The organism is Cohnella sp. GCM10020058, from assembly GCF_042683485.1.
Lineage (GTDB): Bacteria > Bacillota > Bacilli > Paenibacillales > Paenibacillaceae > Cohnella.
In genome coordinates, this window is sequence record NZ_JBHUJV010000017.1 from 118,962 (window position 1) to 136,958 (window position 17,997).

At 62.2% G+C, this 17,997-nt stretch carries 17 protein-coding genes; 15 read left to right on the forward strand and 2 right to left on the reverse strand.

What is annotated here, in order from left to right:
- The first annotated feature begins 291 nt into the window (after window positions 1–291).
- Together rsmD and coaD are read left to right on the forward strand one after the other, a co-directional pair.
- The gene (rsmD, locus tag ACFSR7_RS27980; protein ID WP_378167348.1) at window positions 292–855 is read left to right on the forward strand and encodes a 16S rRNA (guanine(966)-N(2))-methyltransferase RsmD; all 564 of its coding nucleotides are present in this window, start codon (window positions 292–294) and stop codon (window positions 853–855) included.
- Entirely contained in the window at window positions 856–1,374 is a 519-nt protein-coding gene (gene coaD / locus ACFSR7_RS27985; protein ID WP_378114954.1) for a pantetheine-phosphate adenylyltransferase, read from the forward strand. It begins immediately after the preceding gene.
- A 73-nt stretch (window positions 1,375–1,447) separates the two neighbouring features.
- On the opposite strand, the gene ACFSR7_RS27990 is transcribed toward coaD, so the two are convergent.
- Entirely contained in the window at window positions 1,448–2,722 is a 1,275-nt protein-coding gene (locus ACFSR7_RS27990) for a hypothetical protein (protein WP_378167350.1), read from the reverse strand.
- 192 nt (window positions 2,723–2,914) lie between these two features.
- Between ACFSR7_RS27990 and ACFSR7_RS27995 the strand changes: the two genes are divergently transcribed.
- Window positions 2,915–3,370: a GNAT family N-acetyltransferase gene (locus ACFSR7_RS27995; protein ID WP_378167352.1), complete on the forward strand. Its 456-nt coding sequence runs from the start codon at window positions 2,915–2,917 to the stop codon at window positions 3,368–3,370.
- A 319-nt stretch (window positions 3,371–3,689) separates the two neighbouring features.
- On the opposite strand, the gene ACFSR7_RS28000 is transcribed toward ACFSR7_RS27995, so the two are convergent.
- Window positions 3,690–4,925, reverse strand: a complete 1,236-nt coding sequence (locus ACFSR7_RS28000; protein ID WP_378167354.1) for a nucleotidyltransferase — start codon at window positions 4,923–4,925, stop codon at window positions 3,690–3,692.
- Between the two features lie 154 nt (window positions 4,926–5,079).
- Between ACFSR7_RS28000 and ACFSR7_RS28005 the strand changes: the two genes are divergently transcribed.
- From ACFSR7_RS28005 to ftsY, 12 genes are all read left to right on the forward strand, one after another.
- Window positions 5,080–5,604 (forward strand): YceD family protein, encoded by a 525-nt coding sequence (locus ACFSR7_RS28005; protein ID WP_378167355.1) that lies wholly within the window; start codon window positions 5,080–5,082, stop codon window positions 5,602–5,604.
- Between the two features lie 66 nt (window positions 5,605–5,670).
- Window positions 5,671–5,844 carry a 50S ribosomal protein L32 gene (gene rpmF / locus ACFSR7_RS28010; RefSeq protein WP_090117460.1) on the forward strand — a complete coding sequence of 58 codons (174 nt, stop codon included), beginning with the start codon at window positions 5,671–5,673 and terminating at the stop codon, window positions 5,842–5,844.
- Window positions 5,845–5,943: 99 nt separating this feature from the next.
- Window positions 5,944–6,537: a transcription factor FapR gene (fapR, locus tag ACFSR7_RS28015; protein ID WP_378114944.1), complete on the forward strand. Its 594-nt coding sequence runs from the start codon at window positions 5,944–5,946 to the stop codon at window positions 6,535–6,537.
- Window positions 6,534–7,523, forward strand: a complete 990-nt coding sequence (gene plsX, locus ACFSR7_RS28020; RefSeq protein WP_378167357.1) for a phosphate acyltransferase PlsX — start codon at window positions 6,534–6,536, stop codon at window positions 7,521–7,523. Before fapR ends, plsX begins: the two co-directional genes overlap by 4 nt.
- Before the next feature lie 11 nt (window positions 7,524–7,534).
- Window positions 7,535–8,521 carry a beta-ketoacyl-ACP synthase III gene (locus ACFSR7_RS28025; protein WP_378167358.1) on the forward strand — a complete coding sequence of 329 codons (987 nt, stop codon included), beginning with the start codon at window positions 7,535–7,537 and terminating at the stop codon, window positions 8,519–8,521.
- Between the two features lie 26 nt (window positions 8,522–8,547).
- The gene (gene fabD, locus ACFSR7_RS28030; RefSeq protein ID WP_378167360.1) at window positions 8,548–9,477 is read left to right on the forward strand and encodes an ACP S-malonyltransferase; all 930 of its coding nucleotides are present in this window, start codon (window positions 8,548–8,550) and stop codon (window positions 9,475–9,477) included.
- Window positions 9,478–9,541: 64 nt separating this feature from the next.
- On the forward strand, window positions 9,542–10,294 hold the full coding sequence (gene fabG / locus ACFSR7_RS28035; RefSeq protein WP_378167362.1) for a 3-oxoacyl-[acyl-carrier-protein] reductase: 753 nt from the start codon (window positions 9,542–9,544) through the stop codon (window positions 10,292–10,294).
- 132 nt (window positions 10,295–10,426) lie between these two features.
- Window positions 10,427–10,660, forward strand: a complete 234-nt coding sequence (gene acpP, locus ACFSR7_RS28040) for an acyl carrier protein (RefSeq protein WP_090117455.1) — start codon at window positions 10,427–10,429, stop codon at window positions 10,658–10,660.
- A 372-nt stretch (window positions 10,661–11,032) separates the two neighbouring features.
- Window positions 11,033–12,274, forward strand: coding sequence for a beta-ketoacyl-ACP synthase II (gene fabF / locus ACFSR7_RS28045; protein ID WP_378167364.1), 1,242 nt, complete (start codon window positions 11,033–11,035; stop codon window positions 12,272–12,274).
- Window positions 12,275–12,406: 132 nt separating this feature from the next.
- Window positions 12,407–13,174: a ribonuclease III gene (rnc, locus tag ACFSR7_RS28050; protein ID WP_378114932.1), complete on the forward strand. Its 768-nt coding sequence runs from the start codon at window positions 12,407–12,409 to the stop codon at window positions 13,172–13,174.
- Window positions 13,155–16,730 carry a chromosome segregation protein SMC gene (gene smc / locus ACFSR7_RS28055; protein WP_378167366.1) on the forward strand — a complete coding sequence of 1,192 codons (3,576 nt, stop codon included), beginning with the start codon at window positions 13,155–13,157 and terminating at the stop codon, window positions 16,728–16,730. Before rnc ends, smc begins: the two co-directional genes overlap by 20 nt.
- A 110-nt stretch (window positions 16,731–16,840) precedes the next feature.
- Window positions 16,841–17,839 carry a signal recognition particle-docking protein FtsY gene (gene ftsY, locus ACFSR7_RS28060; protein WP_378167368.1) on the forward strand — a complete coding sequence of 333 codons (999 nt, stop codon included), beginning with the start codon at window positions 16,841–16,843 and terminating at the stop codon, window positions 17,837–17,839.
- Window positions 17,840–17,997 lie beyond the last annotated feature (158 nt).

The following is a 17,997-nucleotide window of genomic DNA, read 5'->3' on the forward strand; positions in this document are numbered from 1 at the left end:
CGAGGGCCTCATGGGAGAGGAGAAACCGGACGAAGAACTTATGGGGAAACGTAAGCCTTCTCCGCGGTTATCCCCGGCATCTCTCGACGCCGGTAGTAGCAGTATCGCCGCAAGGCGGGAAAATATACGCCATAGAGCCAAAAAATTGCGAATGAAGACCGAGCGTGCGGGACGGGCTTCCCGCCAGCTTCGGGATATGGTAACATAAGCCTCATCTAAGCCGCGGCGGACCCGCGGCTGTCTTGCTGTCAAATCGGGGCATACCATGCAAGCGGGGGTCGAACATCACAGATGAGAGTCATATCCGGAGAGGCCAGAGGGCGGCCGCTCAAGGCGGTGCCGGGCCAGACGACCCGTCCGACGACGGACAAGGTCAAGGAAGCCCTCTTCAGCATGATCGGGCCGTACTTTGACGGGGAGCGCGTGCTCGACCTGTTCGCCGGCACCGGCGGGCTCGGGATCGAGGCGCTCAGCCGTGGCGCCGGAAGCGCCGTTTTCGTAGACGCGAATATGCGCAGCATCGAGGTCGTCCGAGCCAATCTGGCAGCGACGCGCCTTGCCGACAAGGCCGAGATTTACCGGCAGGACGCCGTCAAGGCGATCAGGCTGCTGGAGCAGCGGGGCAGCGAGCCGTTTGGCCTGGTGTTCCTGGATCCGCCATATGTAATGAAAAATGGCGACGAACTGCTGCTGGAACTGACGGCGCGCGGACTCGCGGGCGAGGATACGGTGGCGGTCATCGAGCATGAATCCGGCTTCGAATACGGGGAACGTATCGGGATCTTCGAGCGGCGCAGGCTTGCCTTGTATGGCGAAACCGCGATATCCATCTATAGATACGGAGGCGAAGCGTAGATGAATGTCAAATCGAATCGGCCGGAAAGCGAGCATCGTATCGCGGTGTACCCGGGCAGCTTCGACCCGGTCACGTTCGGACATCTGGACATTATACGGCGTTCGGCGAAGCAGTACGACAGGCTGATCGTCGCGGTGCTGAACAATACGAGCAAGAGCCCGCTGTTCACTGTCGAAGAGCGGACGAGCCTGCTGCTCGAAGTAACGAAGGACCTGCCGAACGTAGAAATCGGAAGCTTCAGGGACCTGCTTGTCAGGTATATGCGGTCTCAGCAAGCCCAGGTGATCGTCCGCGGCATTCGTTCCGTTACGGATTTCGAGTACGAGCTGCAGATGGCCTCGACGAACCGTCAGCTCGACGAGGGCATCGAGACGATTTTTATGATGACCAATCCCAAGTATTCCTACCTCAGCTCGAGCATCGTCAAGGAAATTGCCAAGTTCGACGGGGCGGTGCAGGATCTTGTGCCGCCGGCGGTCGAGGCGGCGCTGCGGGGCAAGTTCGGCAAGCGGGATTAACAAAACGGGCACCTTCTGCGACGTTTCGCTGAAGGTGCCTGTTTGGCCTATAAGATTACGGAGCCCGCGGCGATTACTTCGGGCGTTTGCCGCTGCCACGGCGCCTGGGCGAGATGATGGCGGCGAGCAGGGCGAGCAATACAAAAATGCCGAGGCATGCGAGCGTGGCGAGCGTCGTGCCGGGCAGCAGCGTCCAGCCGGAGGGAAGCGGACCGGCAGCCTGCCCGGATGCCGCGATCGGACCCGCGATGCCGCGCCATGCGGGGGCGAGCGGCGCGAACCAGCCGCGCTCGGCCGCGAGGGCGAGCGGATAAGTCGCAATAAGAGCGAGCGCCGCGTGCAGCAGGCGGCCGGCGATAAAGCGCGACCAAGGGAAACGGCTGCCGCTCCAGGCGGCCCGGGCTTGGAGCAGGCCGCTGATACCGCTCCAGGCTAGCGCTGCAGCGATGAGCGCGGCGGCTTTGGCCGGCGCGGACTCGAACAGCGCCGATCGTCCGGAAGCATAGGCGCCAAGGTGCATCTCGTATAGACTGGGGACCGTCAGCCAAGCGTCGGTGCCCGGCAGCGCGGTCTGCAAAATGCGCAGCAGCACGGCGCTCATCATCATAAGACCGCCGATCGCGAACAGCGTGGCGACTGCGCTCGTGACGGCATCGGCGGTCTGCTTGCCGAAGGGGCGCGCATCGGCGATACGCGCCTCCTGCATGGCCCGGAAGGCGCGGCGCAGGGCGGAGCCCGCCGGCTGAATGATGACGCCTCCATCGTCCGACGTCGGCTCGACGGATGAATCCGCCAATGCCGGCGACATTGGGTCGCGTCCGGACAGCCGTGGCCAAAGCATACCGGCAGCGATGCCCGATATCCATAGTCCGGCGGCGATCGCCCAGCCGTATGCGGGCGCCTGCAGAAAGCCGCTGCCCACCACGACGATAACGAGAAACGGATTGGGCATATGCGAGAGCAGGAGCAACGACTCGGCTTCGCGGCCGCGAATCATGCCGCGATCCCGCAGCCGCGCCGTCTCGCGAGCGCCGGCGGGCATGCCCGCCGTCCAGCCGAACGCCGCGACCCAACCCGCAGCTGCCGGCAGCTTGAACAGACGGCGGAAGAGCGGACTGCCGAGCGCAGCGATGCCGTGAAGCAGTCCCGAGGCGGCAAGCAGTTCGGCGAGCATGAGCGGAGGGAGCAGGCCGGGGAATACGGTCCTCCACCAGATTTCAAGTCCGCCCAGCGAAGCGCGAAATGCCTCGTCCGGCGATCTCACGATGCCGACGACGAGCGCCAGGGCGCAGCCGCCTAGCAATATAGAGATGAGAAACGATTTTTTGCGCGACGCGGATTCCGGCATTAAAGCCGCCTCCTCACGCCCATTCGGGTCTAACGGATGGCTGGTGGTGCGAAGCGCCGCGATCGCGCAAGACAAGGCCATGGCCGCTCAATGGGTCATGCTTCAATGTACGCAAGCTCGTCCGTCGATAGACCAGCCTTGTCCGGGAGGGCGATGCAGGCAGGCGCCGAGAACAACAGGAGGAGGGGCCGCATGCGAATCGAATCGCTAGGACCGGGGGAAAAACCGCCAATGGCTCTGCTATTGCTCGCCGATCCGTCGGAAAAACTGGTAACGCAATATTTGAGGCGCGGAGTATGCTACGTCGCGAGAGCAGAGGAGGGAGATGCTTTAGGCACTTACGTCCTGCTGCCTACGCGACCGGACACGGCGGAGCTTGTTAACGTCGCTGTCGACGAACGTCATCAGGGGAAGGGCATCGGCAAAGCGCTCGTCCTTCATGCTATCGAAACCGCGAGCCGCGAAGGGTATCGTACGATCGAGGTCGGTACGGGCAATTCGGGCATCGGGCAGCTCGCGCTTTATCAAAAGTGCGGCTTTCGGATCGTCGGCGTAGACGTCGATTTTTTCGTGAGACATTATGAGGAGCCGATCGTCGAAAACGGCATTCCGTGCAGGGACATGATCCGGATGTCGCAGGATCTGTAGCTGCGCTGCGGATCGCTTTTCAACGATCGTTCGAGGGAAAGCTCAAACGATTGCGTGTGGGCCAGTTATCGCCTAAAACACCTTATCTCGGGCTCAAACTAGCAGGACAGTGCCGAGTTATCGCCAAAAACACCTTATCTCGGGCTCAAACCAGCAAGACAGCGCCGAGTTAGCGCCAAAAACACCTTATCCGTGCTGGAGCGCTTGGCTGCAGACTCGCTATCCGTGCGCAAGCGCGATCCGCGAACGCGCATCGCATTCGATATCGCGATATCGAGAGAAAATGCGGTGGGGGATCCTCCGCGTGCGCGAACCGCCTTCATACCCTTACAGGCGGCTCCGTATAGTCCCGCCAGGCGTCGGCGGGCCGCGAGGCGGCAAGCGCCGCGGCATATACCGCGGTGGCCCTCGCGTCCATCGCCAGATACGGCCAGTCGCCGGCCGCGGCAGATTGGACGACCGGCACGGCCGCCGTCTTTTTCATGCGCTTCAGCAGCGCCTGCCCCCGCGCCGTGAAGCCGAGCACGCGAATGTACTGCACGCCCGCCGCCAGCCGGTCGGCGTTCAGGTCCTCCGCCCGGTGGCCGAGCAGGATGCGCGCCAGCGTCCGCTGCAGCTTCGTGCGCGTATACCGCTTCGTCTTGAGCAGATCCAGCAATTCGTCCACGCGCCAGGCGCGCAGCTCCCGCAGCGCGCCTTTGATGCGGTGCTCGAGTCCTTCGGTCACCTCGGCATAGCTTGCAAGCTCCGATGCAGGCATCGAGCCGAGCAGGTGGAACAGCGGTCTCGCGAAAGCCTCCCACGTCACGGGCGCCCTGCCCGCCGACGCCTCCCTGCGCAGTACGTCCAGCGTCGAGCCGGGCACATAAGGCGCAAGGCCGTCCAGCACGCCGCCCGCTTCGCCGATAAGCTTGCGCAGCGCCGTCGCGCTCGCGATGGCCGTGTCGGTGATCGCTGTTTGATTGTAGTCCGACTTCTCGCGCCGGATAGATAGCGCCTTCATCGGACTGCCCAGTTTGCGCAGCGCGAGCAAATAATGAAGCCCGAGCGTATGGTTTGGCTGCGCCAGCCCGAACGCGGCGTCCGATTCCCCTGCGGCCTCGAGATGCTCGCGGGCGGCCGCGGCGTATGCGCTCGGATAAGGCAGGCCTTCCTTCAGCAGCGCGGCAAGCCGAAGCCGCATCGACTCGGGCTCGGCCGACAGCCGATCGGCGATGCGCGCCAGGGCGTCTGCGTCCCCGCTCTCGCTGCCGAAGCAGAGCGCGTCGCAGACGCCGGTAGCGGCAAGCGCGGCGACAGCGCCGTACGCGAACCACTGGGCCGGTTGGGCGCTGTAAGCGACGGGCAATTCGAGTACGAGATCGCAGCCCGCGCGCAGCGCCATTTCCGTACGGGACCATTTGTCTGCGATCGCCGGCTCGCCGCGCTGCAGAAAATGGCCGCTCATGACGGCGATTACGGATTCGGCTTCCGTTATTTTGCGCGATTGTTGTATATGATAGAGATGACCGTTATGCAGCGGATTGTATTCGACGACGAGGCCGACGGTGGACATGGCGAACGCTCCTTTGAAGCGCGGATTAAGGATATGATAACATGAAAGAAGGCTTGAATTCCCGATCGGGGCGCCAAGGCCGTCCGCCGCGTTAAATGTTGACAAAAGCGCCGTCCCGCGTCTATAATTACTTTTGTTTGTTTGGAGTGATAATATGTTGCTCAATGTACAGGAACTGAGGGCAGCCAAGGCTAGGCTAACGCTGCAAGAGACGATTGACGTCGCCGATCTGCTGTCACAGGTACCCGGCGTGCGTCCGGCCGGTCCGCTCAAGGCGGACGTTAAGGCCGAGCCTTCCGGCGAGTTCGTCCATGTAGACGGCCAGCTGGACTGCAATCTCGAATGGACATGCGTTCGCTGCTTGACCAAGTTCGAAGAGCCGCTTCACATTCCTTACAACGAGAGTTTTAAGCAAGTCTCGCAGGAAGTGGCGGATCTCGGAGAGCAGGACGACGAGGACTTCGTACCGTTCCACGGCGATCGGCTGGAGCTTCGGCCTTATTTGCAGGACGAACTGCTGTTGAATCTGCCGCTGTCGCCGACCTGCAGCGAAGACTGCAAGGGACTCGATCCGGAGACCGGCGAAGACCTGAACGGCAAGCCCGAGCGGCCGCAGCCGATCAAGATCGATCCGAGGCTGGAGGCGCTCAAAGGCTGGTTCGATTCCGAACGTTCATAACGACATCGAAATAGGAATGCCGATAGAGGCCGCTTTCGCTTTCGACTCTGGTAAGGAGGTGGGAACATGGCAGTACCTTTTGGCAAAACATCCAAAGCCCGCAAAAACAAGCGCCGGACGCACTTCAAATTGGTCGTTCCGGGTTTGGTCAAGTGCGAACAATGCGGAGAATTGAAAATCTCGCACCGCGTGTGCAAGGTTTGCGGCACGTACAAATCCCGCGAAATCATCAAGCAATAATGAAATAACGCGTCCCGGCGTGACTAGCGTCAAGGCGCGTTTTTCTTTATATCCGATTGGCACCAGGTATCAGTATGAACATATAAGGCGGTGTCGCCCATGGAACGCATGCCCAAAAAGCAACGCCATCAGCAGCTCGCCCGCCTCATCGAAGACAATCCGTTCCTGACCGACCGGGAGTTGACCCGCTTGCTCAAGGTCAGCATCCAGACGATCCGGCTCGACCGGCTGGAGCTGGCGATCCCCGAGCTGCGCGAGCGGCTCAAGCTGATGGCGGAGCGCTCCTACGACCCGGTCCGATCGCTGCCGCTTCACGAAGTGATCGGGGACGTCCTCGATCTGCAGCTCGACAAGAGCGGCATCTCGATGTTCGAGATTCGGGACGAGCACGTCCTCTCCCGAAGCGGCATTGCGCGGGGGCATCATGTGTTCGCGCAAGCCAACTCGCTCGCGGTAGCCGTCATCAACGACGAGATCGCGCTGACCGCATCGGCGGATATCCGCTTTATTCGTCCTGCCAGGCATGGGGAAAAGTGCATCGCAAAGGCGTATGTGAGATCCAGCGGCGTTCAGAAAGGCAAGGCGAAGGTGGAGGTATTCACTTACGTCGGCGACGAAATGGTATTTCAAGGAAACTTTGTGATCTATCGCTCCGCAGGCTCTGCGGACGAGGAAGGGGCGGGAGAGGCATGAAAATCGCCATAGACGCGATGGGCGGCGACCATGCGCCCCGCTCGACGGTTGAAGGCGCGCTGGCGGCGGCCTCGCAGTGGCCGAAGGCCGAGCTGCTGCTCGTCGGACGGCCGGAAGCGCTCAATCCGCTGCTGAGCGCGGGCAAGCCTTCGAACGTGACGGTCGTGCCGGCGGCGGATATCATCGCGCCGGACGACGAACCCGTTCGCGCTGTGCGCCGCAAGCCGGATGCTTCGATGAATGTGGCGGCCCGTATGGTAAAGGAGGGCGCCGCAGACGCGATGATCTCCGCAGGCAATACCGGCGCCTTGATGGCTGCGGGACTGCTCGTGCTCGGCAGGCTCAAAGGAATCGACCGGCCGGGCCTGACCTCTTTATTCCCGACGACGGACGGCAAGGGCGTCCTGACGCTCGATCTCGGGGCCAATATGGACGCGAAGCCGGAGCATCTGCTGCAGTATGCGCTGATGGGCAGCATGTACAGGCAGAAGGTACACGGGCTCGTAAGGCCCAAGGTGGGCTTGCTGAACGTGGGCACCGAGGCAGCCAAAGGCAACGAGCTGAGCAAGGCCGCGTTCGAGCTGCTCGAGTCGGCGCCGATTCATTTCATCGGCAACGTCGAAGCGCGCGACGTGCTGAGCCGCAGCTGCGACGTGCTCGTCTGCGACGGCTTTTCGGGCAACATTCTGCTCAAAGCGATCGAAGGCGCGGCCGAGACGGTGTTCGGCCTGCTGAAGCAAGAGATGACGAGCAGCCTGCGCTCCAAGCTGGCGGCGGCCGTTCTGCGGCCGAACTTCAGGCGCGTCGGCAAAATGATGGATTACAAGGTTTATAACGGCGCGCCGCTGCTCGGCGTGAACGGGCTGGTCGTCAAAAGCCACGGCTCCTCGGACGCCACCGCGACGATGCACGCGATCCGCCATACGGTGTCCGCGATCGACAACGGACTCATCCCTGCATTGGCCGAAGAATTCGGCGGAAAGTGAGAGAGAAGACGATGAATGGAATTCCCGTGGGCGTCCTCGGCATCGGCAAGTACGCGCCGGAGCGCAGTCTGACGAACCAAGAGCTGGAGCGAATGGTCGAAACGAACGACGAATGGATCGTGAGCCGCACCGGCATCCGCGAACGCCGCATCGCGGCCGAGCATGAGGCGACGAGCGATCTGGCGTACGAGGCGGCCGTCAAGGCGCTGGCGTCGGCGAACATCACGGCGGATCAGCTGGATCTGATCATCGTCGCGACGATTACGCCGGACATGTTTTTCCCGTCGACCGCCTGCATTTTGCAGGACCGTCTTGGCGCGAAAAAAGCGGCCGCGTTCGACCTGTCCGCCGCTTGCTCCGGCTTCATCTACGGCCTCGCCAACGCATCCGGCTTCATCGCGCTCGGCATGTACAAGTACGCGCTCGTCATCGGCGCCGATACGCTGTCCCGGATTACCGACTACACCGACCGCAACACCTGCGTGCTGTTCGGCGACGGCGCGGGCGCTGTCGTCATCGGCGAAGTGCCCGAAGGACGCGGCTTCAAGTCGTTCGAGCTCGGGGCCGACGGCTCCGGCGGTCCGCATCTGCGCATCCAGGGCGGCGGCTCCCGCCAGCCTTCGTCCGCAGAGACGGTGGCCGGCAAGCGTCACTTCATCGAGATGAACGGCCGCGAGGTGTTCAAGTTCGCGGCGCGCATCATGGGCAATGCGGCCGAGGAAGCGCTCCGCAAGGCGGGCGTGGACAAGTCCGAGATCGACTTGCTCGTGCCGCATCAGGCGAATATCCGCATCATCCAGGCTTCGCTCGAGCGGCTCGAGCTGCCGCCGGAGAAGTGCGTGATCAACGTGGATCGCTACGGCAACATGTCGGCGGCTTCGATCCCGCTAGCGCTGGCGGAAGCGGCGGAGGAAGGGCGAGTAAGCGAGGGCGACACAATCGCGCTCGTCGGCTTCGGCGGCGGCCTCACCTGGGGCGCTTCGGTACTGGTCTGGTAAAGGATAGAGGAGGCTGACGAACGATCATGGGCAAAATCGCATTCGTATTTCCCGGACAAGGGGCGCAGGCGGTCGGAATGGGCCAGGATGCCGCGGAAGCGTTCGAAGCGGCGCGGCGCGTGTACGAGGCTGCCGACCGGGCGCTCGGATTTTCCGTATCGGCGCTTTGCTTCGAGGGGCCGGAGGATTCGCTGCGCCAGACGGCGAACACGCAGCCCGCGTTGCTTGCGACAAGCGTTGCGCTGCTCGAAGCTTTTAAGGCGAGGGGCGTAAAGCCGGACTTCGTTGCCGGACATAGCCTCGGCGAATACAGCGCGCTCGTTGCGGCGAACGTCCTCGACTTTGCCGACGCGATCCGTCTCGTCCGCGCGCGCGGCACGTTCATGGAAGAGGCCGTGCCCAGCGGCCAAGGCGCAATGGCGGCGACGCTCGGCGCCGAGCGCGAAGCGCTTGAAGCGCTCTGCCGGGACATCTCGGCTGCGGGCACGCAAGTCGAGCTCGCCAACATCAACTGCCCAGGGCAGATCGTCGTATCCGGCACTGCGGCAGGCGTTGCGGCCGTCGTCGAGCGCGGCAAGGAAGCCGGCGCCAAGCGGGTGATCCCGCTGGACGTCAGCGGACCGTTCCACTCGTCGCTCATGCGTCCCGCGGCCGACCGGCTCGCGGCCAAGCTCGACGAAGTCGCCTTCCGCGATGCCGAAGTGCAGGTCATCGCCAACGTGACGGCGACTGCGGTGGGCGAGGGCGCGCGGCTGCGGGAGCTGCTCGTGGAGCAGGTTGTTTCCCCCGTGCTTTGGGAGGACAGCATCCGCTATTTGATCGGCGAAGGCGTCGATACGTTCGTGGAGATCGGTTCGGGCACCGTACTGGCGGGGCTGATCAAGAAGATCGACAAAACGGTGCGGGTCGTATCCGTGGGCAACGCCGCCGGCGTAAACGAGGCGGAACTCGGCTGACACGGGGCACGCCCCGCACGGCTGCGGACTTAGTGATTATGCCTAGCGCGAGAGGGGTAATAATATGGCGGAGTTTGATCTTAGCGGCAAAGCCGCGCTCGTGACCGGCGCTTCGCGCGGAATCGGCAGGGCGATCGCGATCGCGCTCGCCGAAGCGGGCTGCGACGTCGCCGTGAACTACGCGGGCAGCGAAGCCGCCGCCCGAGAGACGGCGGACGCAATCGAAGCGCTCGGCCGCAAGGCGATTTTGGTTCAGGCGAACGTCGGCAAAGCTGCGGAGTTCGACGCGATGGTGCAGCGCGCGATCGAAGCGTTCGGCAAGCTCGACATTCTCGTGAACAACGCCGGCATTACACGGGACAACCTGATTATGCGCATGAAGGAAGAAGAATTCGACGCCGTGATCGAGACGAACCTCAAGGGCGTGTTCAACGGCATCAAGGCGGTTACCCGACCGATGATGAAGCAGCGTTACGGCCGCATCATCAACATCTCTTCGGTCGTCGGCGTGCTCGGCAACGCGGGACAGGCGAACTACGTCGCGGCCAAAGCCGGCGTTATCGGCCTGACGAAATCCGCGGCAAGAGAGCTTGCGTCGCGCGGCATCACCGTCAACGCGGTCGCGCCGGGCTTTATCGAGACGGATATGACCGACAAGCTGCCGGCCGATCTCCGCGAAGCCATGCTGAAGGACATTCCGCTCGGCCGCATGGGCACACCGGAGGAGATCGCGTCAAGCGTGCTGTACCTTGCGTCCGACAGCGCATCTTACATGACCGGCCAGACGATCCATGTCGACGGAGGCATGTATATGTAAAACGCTGCCGTACCCCGGCGGACTTGGGTCCGCGGGCGTGCGGCGCAACGGATAAAGGGCTTTCGCGGAACCGTTTACGCGCTGGCTTTTTGTCCATCTATCTCGTATAATACCAAAAGGGAGGTGAACCGGATGTCCGATGTATATGATCGCGTTAAACGCATCGTGGTCGAACGCCTGGGCGTTGAAGAGGCCGAAGTCACCAACGAAGCGAACTTTAAGGACGACTTGGGCGCCGACTCTCTTGATGTCGTCGAACTGGTAATGGAACTCGAAGACGAATTCGACTTGGAGATCTCCGATGAGGATGCAGAGAAGATCACTACGGTGGGAGAAGTCGTAAATTACATACAATCTCATGCCTAACTGATCTGACGGGTCCCGCTTCGAAGAGCGGGACTTCTCCACATTCTGCACGATTTTAGGGTCTGCGGCCCGGCGGCCATCCGTGTACGGACGGTCCCGGGCCGTCGCTACCTGCACAGAGCCGGATATGCGCCCCGCCGCGGCGGACGCCGTATTTATTAGAACGATTCTTCCCGCCGGGACGAATCGCTGCAATAAATGACGGGATCCGTCCCATGCGGACGCCGATCCGTTCGTCAGTCTTGCTTACCATCCGTTCCGGGGATTCGGACGCTTCTCGCATCCGGATCGCCCGGATTTCTACGCGAAACGGGCTCGTCCGTCATGGGCGGCGCCAAACGTTTACGCATCGGCTGAAGAGGTGAACATAGTTTGGCAAATCGTGTAGTGGTTACCGGCATGGGAGTCGTTACCTCCCTGGGCACGGATTTGAATACGTTTTGGGACAGCCTGCTCGCCGGCAAGTCGGGCGTGAGCATGATCGAGGCGTTCGATACGGCCGACTATCCGACGAAGATCGCGGCCGAAGTGAAGAACTGGGAGCCTGAAGCGCACGGAATCGACAAAAAAGAAGCGCGCCGCATGGACCGCTTCGTGCAGTTTGGCCTGGCGGCATCGCTTAGCGCCGTAAAGGATTCGGGTCTTGAGATCGGCGTCAACGCCGAAGCCGATCGCGTCGGCGTAAGCGTCGGTTCGGGGATTGGCGGCCTCGGCACCTGGGAGGATCAGCATACGATCCTGATGGAAAAGGGACCGCGCCGCGTCAGTCCGTTCTTTATCCCGATGATGATCGCGAACATGGCGAGCGGCCAGATCTCGATCGTCACGGGCGCCAAGGGTCCCAACACGACGGCCGTCACGGCTTGCGCCACAGGCACGCATTCGATCGGCGATTCGTACAAGCTGATCCAGCGCGGCGACGCCGACGTCATGATCTGCGGCGGCGCCGAAGCGACAATCCGTCCGATTGCGGTTGCCGGATTTTCCAACATGCGCGCGATGAGCACGCGCAACGAAGAGCCGCAAAAGGCGAGCCGTCCGTTCGATACGGACCGCGACGGCTTCGTCATGGGCGAAGGCGCGGGCGTGCTCATTCTGGAATCGCTCGAGCACGCGACCGCGCGCGGCGCGCATATTTACGCCGAGGTGATCGGTTACGGGATGAGCGGCGACGCCCATCACATGACCGAGCCGGATCCTGACGGTGCGGCGCGCTGCATGGCCAGAGCGATCAAGGACGCGGGCATCGCGCCCGAGGAGATCGGCTACATCAATGCGCACGGCACTTCGACGCCTGTCGGCGACAAGTCCGAGACCGAGGCGATCAAGCGCACGTTCGGCGAGCATGCCAAGAAGCTGGCCGTCAGCTCGACCAAGTCGATGACCGGCCATATGCTCGGCGCGGCAGGCGGGGTCGAAGCCGTCATCGTCGGTCTGGCGCTCCAGAACGGCGTGCTGCCGCCCACGATCAATCTCGACAACCAGGACCCGGAGTGCGACCTGGATTGCGTGCCGAACGAGCCGCGCCAAGCGGACGTGAAGGTGGCGCTGTCGAATTCGTTCGGCTTCGGCGGTCACAATGCGACGGTTATTTTGCGCAAATACGAGGCTTGATTATAAGCGCTCGGCCATGACGCAGGCGGCGTGCCGCCTGCGTTTTTTCTAAAATAAGGCGTAAGCGCCCGCATGACGGCGGGGAACAAAACGTCATGAATTGCGGAGGAAAAGAGAAGGAGGATGCCGTACATGAGCGAAGTCATGAACCGGCTGCAAGAGAGAGCGGGCGTCAGGTTCCGCAACGTATCGCTGCTAAGGCAGGCCTTTACCCATACGTCATACGTGAACGAGCAGCGAGGCTCGCGCGTGGAACACAACGAGCGCCTGGAATTTCTGGGTGACGCCGTCCTTCAGTTGACCGTGTCGGAGGCATTGTACCGGATGTATCCGGACCGACCCGAGGGCGAGCTGACGCGTCTTAGAGCTGCGATCGTTTGCGAGCCGTCGCTTGTCCGTTTTGCCGAGGCGCTCGAATTCGGGCAGGTCGTGCTGCTCGGCAAAGGGGAGGAGCAGACGGGCGGCAGGAACCGCCCGTCCTTGCTGGCCGACGCCTTCGAGGCGTTTGTGGGCGCGTTGTATTTGGATCAGGGGCTGGTGGAAGTGAACCGTTTCCTCGGCGAGCACCTGTTCGCTCATCTGCCCAAGGAAGGCCAGGCGCCGATCAAGGACCACAAGACCGAGCTGCAGGAGCGCGTGCAGCATCTGGGTCTCGGTACGCTAGACTACCGGATTTTAGAGGAACGGGGTCCGGCGCACGACCGGGAGTTCGTCGTCGAGGTCCGAATCGGCGAGCGGCGGCTGGGCCAAGGGGCCGGGCGCTCCAAGAAGGAAGCGGAGCAGCAGTCGGCCGCGCAGGCGCTTCGCCAATTGCGGGCCGACGCAGAGACGGGTGGCGGACAAGCCGCGGGCAGCGAGAGACAAAAGGTGAGGGATCCCCATGTATCTGAAAGGCATTGAGCTTGCCGGCTTCAAATCGTTCGCGGACCGGACGCAGCTCGAGTTCGGCCGCGGCATTACGGCCGTCGTCGGCCCGAACGGCAGCGGCAAGAGCAATATCTCCGACGGCATCCGGTGGGTGCTCGGCGAGCAGAGCGCCAAGAGCCTTCGGGGCGGCAACATGCAGGATGTTATTTTTGCCGGCAGCGACGCCCGCAAGCCGGTCAACTTTGGCGAAGTGTCGCTCACGCTCGACAACAGCGACAAGGCGCTGCCGCTCGAATTCGCGGAAGTAACGGTCACGCGGCGCGTGCACCGGAGCGGGGACAGCGAATATTTGATCAACAAGCAGCCGTGCCGTCTGAAGGACATTACGGAGCTGTTCATGGATACCGGCATCGGCAAAGAAGCTTACTCGATCATCGGACAAGGTCGTATCGAGGAGATTTTAAGCACGCGCTCCGAGGACCGTCGCGGCATATTCGAGGAAGCGTCGGGCATCGTCAAGTACAAGTCGCGCAAAAAGGAAGCGCAGCGCAAGCTCGAGGACACCGAAGGCAATCTGCTGCGGATCAACGACCTTGTCGTGGAGCTCGAGAGCCAGGTCGAGCCGCTGCGCAAGCAGGCGGCGAAGGCCGAGTCGTTCAAGCTGCTGAAGGAAGAGCTCAAAAACAAAGAAATCGCCCTGTACGTCCATCAGATCGACACCGTGCACAAAACCTGGGCGGAGACGAACGGCAAGCTCGAGAAGCTCCGCAAGGAACAGCTCGAGCTATCCACGGTCGTGTCGGCGCACGACGCTCAGCTCGAAGAAGAGCGCCAGGCGCTGCAGCGGCTCGAGGAAGCGCTCGAGCGGTTGCAGGACGAGCTTCTTCGGACGACGGAGGAGACCGAAAAAAGCGAAGGCTACGGCGAGCTGCTGACCGAGCGGATGGCGAATCTGGCGCGCGGCCGCGCACAGCTTGAAGAGAGTCTGGCGCTGGTGACCGAGCGGCTCGCCGTGTCCAAGGCCGAAGGCGAGAAAATCGAGACTCGCCGCGTCCAGGTCGAAGGCGAGCTCGAGGCGCTTCAGACGAAGCTGATCGAGGAAGAGTTGAAGCTCGCGATCGCGGACGGCAGCGAGGACGCCGAAGAGCGGCTGAAGACGGACCTGTTCGAGACGATGAATGCGATGGCCCAGGCGCGCAACGATATCCGCTACTGCGAGCAGCAGCGGGAGGAGCTCGCGCGCAAGTCGGCCCGTACGGCCGGAGAGAGGGCCAAGCTCGAGGAGCAGCGCGAGGCGCTCAAGCTTCGCGGAGCGGAGCTTGAGCTGCGGGTTGTTGCCTGCGCACAGGCGGTCGCGCAGACGCGAGACCGCTATATCTCGGAAGGCACTCGCGTCGCCGATCTGCAGCGGCGTCTCGAGGAGACGCAGGGCGAGGGACGCCGCTGGGATCAGAAGCGCGAAGCGCTCGTGTCGCGGCGCGATACGATTGCGGAGCTCGCGAACGATTACGACGGCTTCCAGCACGGCGTCCGGGAAGTGCTGAAGGCCGCCAAGCGAGGGCATCTGCACGGCGTCCACGGCGCGGTCGCAGAGCTCGTGACCGTGCCCGCGCATCTGGAGGTGGCCGTGGAGACCGCGCTCGGCGCGGCGCTGCAAAATATCGTCATGGAAAACGAAGCGACCTCGCGTGCCGCGATCGGCTACTTGAAGCAGCGTCAATCGGGACGCGCGACGTTTCTGCCGATGGACGTCATCAAGCCCCGCAACGTCGGGGACGGCGACCGCAGAAGCGTATCGGAACTGGACGGCTTTGTCGGCGTGGCGTCCGAGCTCGTAAGCTTCGAGTCTCGGTATGCGGGCATCGTCGGCAGCATGCTCGGCAACGTGATGATCGCGGAGAAGCTCGAGCATGCCAACCGGATTGCATCGCGTCTCCAGTACCGCTATCGGGTCGTAACGCTCGACGGCGACGTCGTCAATGCAGGCGGCTCGATGACGGGCGGCAGCATGGCGCGCAAATCGTCCAACCTGCTCGGCCGCCAGCGTCAGCTTGAAGAGCTGGCCAAGGAGATCAAAGCGGCGGAGGAGGCCCGGATCAAGCTGCGCGCCGAATTCGACGACCTGAAAAAGGAGCTCGCGTTGGCGCAGCAAAATATCGAGCAGCTCCGGGAATCCGGCGAACGCGCCCGAATGGAAGAGCAGCAGGCGTCGGCCCAGCGGCAGCGGCATGCCGAGGAGCGGGAGCTGCTCGAGGCGCAGCTCGCCGCGATCGGCGGCGACGAAGGCGGGCTAGGCCGCGAGAAGAAGGAGTTGGCGGCCGCCCGTGCCGAAGCCGAAGCCAGGCTCGTCAAGCATACCGCCGAAGAAGAACGCCTGTCCCGCGCGATCCGCGAGGCGGAGGAGTTCAAGCGGCGAAGCGCGAGCGCGAAGGAAGAGCTGCAGGCGCAGCTGACCGAGATGAAAGTGAAGATCGCGCGCATGGAGCAGGAGCGTGCGTCGATCGTCGAGCAGTCGAGCCGCCATCGCAGCGACGAATTGCGGATGTCCGCCGAATCGCGTCAGTTGAAGGAGACGCTTGCGCAAAATACGGCGGATACCGAGCGTACCGCCGCCGAGCAGAACCAGCAGCGCGAACGGCTTAACCAGCTGCGTCTCGCCAAGAAGGAATACACCGAAGGGATCGAATTCCGGCGCGCGGACCGGTCGCAGCGCCAGCGCGAGCTCGAGCGCAAGGAAAACGAGACGCGCGAGCAGCGCAGCCAGCTGCGTCAAGTCGAGGACCAGCTTCGGCAGGCGGAGATCTCCTCGAACAGGATGGACGTCGAACTCGACAATCTCCTACGCAAGCTTAGCGAGGAATACGAGATCGGCTACGAATGGGCCAAGGAAAAATATGCGGTTCCCGAGGACGTGCCCGCCGCCCAGAACGACGTGCGCGAGCTGAAGCGCAAGATTACGATGCTTGGTGAGGTCAATCTGGGTGCCATCGAGGAATTCAAACGCGTGAGCGAGCGCTATGAATTTCTGGATGCGCAGAAGAACGACCTCATGGAAGCCAAAAGCAAGCTTCACGCGATCATTCACGAGATGGACGAGGAAATGTCGAGACGTTTCCGTACGACGTTCGACCAGATTCGCGGCCACTTCGTCGTGGTCTTCTCCAAGCTGTTCGGCGGCGGCCGAGCGGATCTCATCTTGAGCGAGCCCGACCGCCCGCTCGACACTGGCATCGAGATCGTCGCCCAGCCTCCGGGCAAAAAGCTGCAAAACCTGCAGCTGCTGTCCGGCGGCGAACGAGCTTTGACGGCAATTGCGCTGCTGTTTGCCATACTGAACGTGAAGCCGGTGCCGTTCTGCGTGCTCGACGAGGTCGAAGCCGCGCTGGACGAGGCGAACGTCGCCCGGTATGCGCGTTATATGCGCGATTTCTCGGAGCTGACGCAGTTTATCGTCGTCACGCACCGCAAGGGCACGATGGAGGAGGCGGACATGCTTTACGGCGTCACGATGGAAGAAGGCGGCGTGTCCAAGCTCGTATCCGTCAAGCTCGAAGAAAGCGAAGAATTTACTGCAGAAGCGACGGCGTGAAGACCTGGTGAGCTGACGACATGCAAGGCTCGCGGCGATGATTCATATTGAAGGACGGGACGGACGCCGAGCGTGAGGAGCGGCGGGCCGCCCGGCAGGAGGAACGGTAGATGAGTTTTTTTAAACGACTGAAGGAAAGCATCGCCTCGAAAACCGAGGCCGTAACGAATAAGTTCAAGGATGGCCTCGCGAAAACGCGCGACGCCTTTGTCGGACAAGTGACCGACCTGTTCAGCCGACGCAAAAAAATCGACGAAGCGTTTTTTGAGGAACTCGAGGAAATTCTGATCGGCGCCGACGTCGGCGTCAACACGGTCATGGAGCTGATCGAGGACCTTCGAGACGAGGTGAAAAAGCGCCGCATCGAGCAGCCGGCGGAGCTTCAGCCGATTTTATCCGAAAAGCTGGTAGGCCTTTTGACGGAAAGCGGCGAATCGTCCCAGCTTAAGATGAATCCGGGCGGCATCACGGTCATTCTGTTCGTCGGCGTGAACGGCGTCGGCAAAACGACGACGATTGGCAAGCTCGCGTACCGCTTCAAGCAAGAGGGCAAAAAGGTGCTGCTCGCCGCAGGCGATACGTTCCGCGCAGGCGCCATCGAGCAGCTGCAAGTTTGGGGCGAGCGGGTCGGCGTAGAGGTCATTAGCCAGCAAGCCGGCTCCGACCCTGCGGCGGTCATGTACGATGCCGTACAAGCTGCCAAGCAGCGCGGCGTCGACGTCTTGCTGTGCGATACGGCCGGGCGCCTGCAGAACAAAGCGAACCTGATGGAGGAACTGTCCAAAATTTACCGCGTCATTCAGCGGGAGATTCCGAGCGCGCCGCACGAGACATTGCTCGTGCTGGACGCGGCTACGGGACAAAATGCGCTCCAGCAAGCCAAGCTTTTCGGTGAGAAGAGCGGCGTCTCCGGCCTCGTGCTGACCAAGCTCGACGGCACGGCCAAGGGCGGCATCGTTATCGCCATTCGCCGAGAGATGTCGCTGCCGGTCAAGTTTGTCGGTCTCGGCGAGAAGATGGACGATCTAGAGCAGTTTGACGCCGAGCAGTTTGTACATGCGCTTTTTGCAGGTCTGGCGGAAGATAAGCAGAATACCGAAGAGCAATAAAGCGTTAATGCGGAATACCGTGATTATCCGGCCGCAGCAGCCGCCCTCAGGGCGGCTTGCTGCGGATTTTCTTCGTTTTTGGGCAAAAATAAGGTTTGACCCGGAAAGCCGAAAGTACTAATATACTTCGTATGCGAATTATTTGTTGAACAATCATT

What these genes read in the sequence shown, in the direction of transcription:
- rpmF (WP_090117460.1), top strand. Translation starts at nt 5,671, where the DNA reads ATGGCAGTACCTTTTGGCAAAACATCCAAAGCCCGCAAAAACAAGCGC.
- ACFSR7_RS28000 (WP_378167354.1), bottom strand. Translation starts at nt 4,925, where the DNA reads ATGTCCACCGTCGGCCTCGTCGTCGAATACAATCCGCTGCATAACGGT.
- fabD (WP_378167360.1), top strand. Translation starts at nt 8,548, where the DNA reads ATGGGCAAAATCGCATTCGTATTTCCCGGACAAGGGGCGCAGGCGGTC.
- acpP (WP_090117455.1), top strand. Translation starts at nt 10,427, where the DNA reads ATGTCCGATGTATATGATCGCGTTAAACGCATCGTGGTCGAACGCCTG.
- fabG (WP_378167362.1), top strand. Translation starts at nt 9,542, where the DNA reads ATGGCGGAGTTTGATCTTAGCGGCAAAGCCGCGCTCGTGACCGGCGCT.
- plsX (WP_378167357.1), top strand. Translation starts at nt 6,534, where the DNA reads ATGAAAATCGCCATAGACGCGATGGGCGGCGACCATGCGCCCCGCTCG.
- rsmD (WP_378167348.1), top strand. Translation starts at nt 292, where the DNA reads ATGAGAGTCATATCCGGAGAGGCCAGAGGGCGGCCGCTCAAGGCGGTG.
- ACFSR7_RS28005 (WP_378167355.1), top strand. Translation starts at nt 5,080, where the DNA reads ATGTTGCTCAATGTACAGGAACTGAGGGCAGCCAAGGCTAGGCTAACG.
- ACFSR7_RS27995 (WP_378167352.1), top strand. Translation starts at nt 2,915, where the DNA reads ATGCGAATCGAATCGCTAGGACCGGGGGAAAAACCGCCAATGGCTCTG.
- ACFSR7_RS27990 (WP_378167350.1), bottom strand. Translation starts at nt 2,722, where the DNA reads ATGCCGGAATCCGCGTCGCGCAAAAAATCGTTTCTCATCTCTATATTG.
- coaD (WP_378114954.1), top strand. Translation starts at nt 856, where the DNA reads ATGAATGTCAAATCGAATCGGCCGGAAAGCGAGCATCGTATCGCGGTG.
- ACFSR7_RS28025 (WP_378167358.1), top strand. Translation starts at nt 7,535, where the DNA reads ATGAATGGAATTCCCGTGGGCGTCCTCGGCATCGGCAAGTACGCGCCG.
- smc (WP_378167366.1), top strand. Translation starts at nt 13,155, where the DNA reads ATGTATCTGAAAGGCATTGAGCTTGCCGGCTTCAAATCGTTCGCGGAC.
- rnc (WP_378114932.1), top strand. Translation starts at nt 12,407, where the DNA reads ATGAGCGAAGTCATGAACCGGCTGCAAGAGAGAGCGGGCGTCAGGTTC.
- fapR (WP_378114944.1), top strand. Translation starts at nt 5,944, where the DNA reads ATGGAACGCATGCCCAAAAAGCAACGCCATCAGCAGCTCGCCCGCCTC.
- ftsY (WP_378167368.1), top strand. Translation starts at nt 16,841, where the DNA reads ATGAGTTTTTTTAAACGACTGAAGGAAAGCATCGCCTCGAAAACCGAG.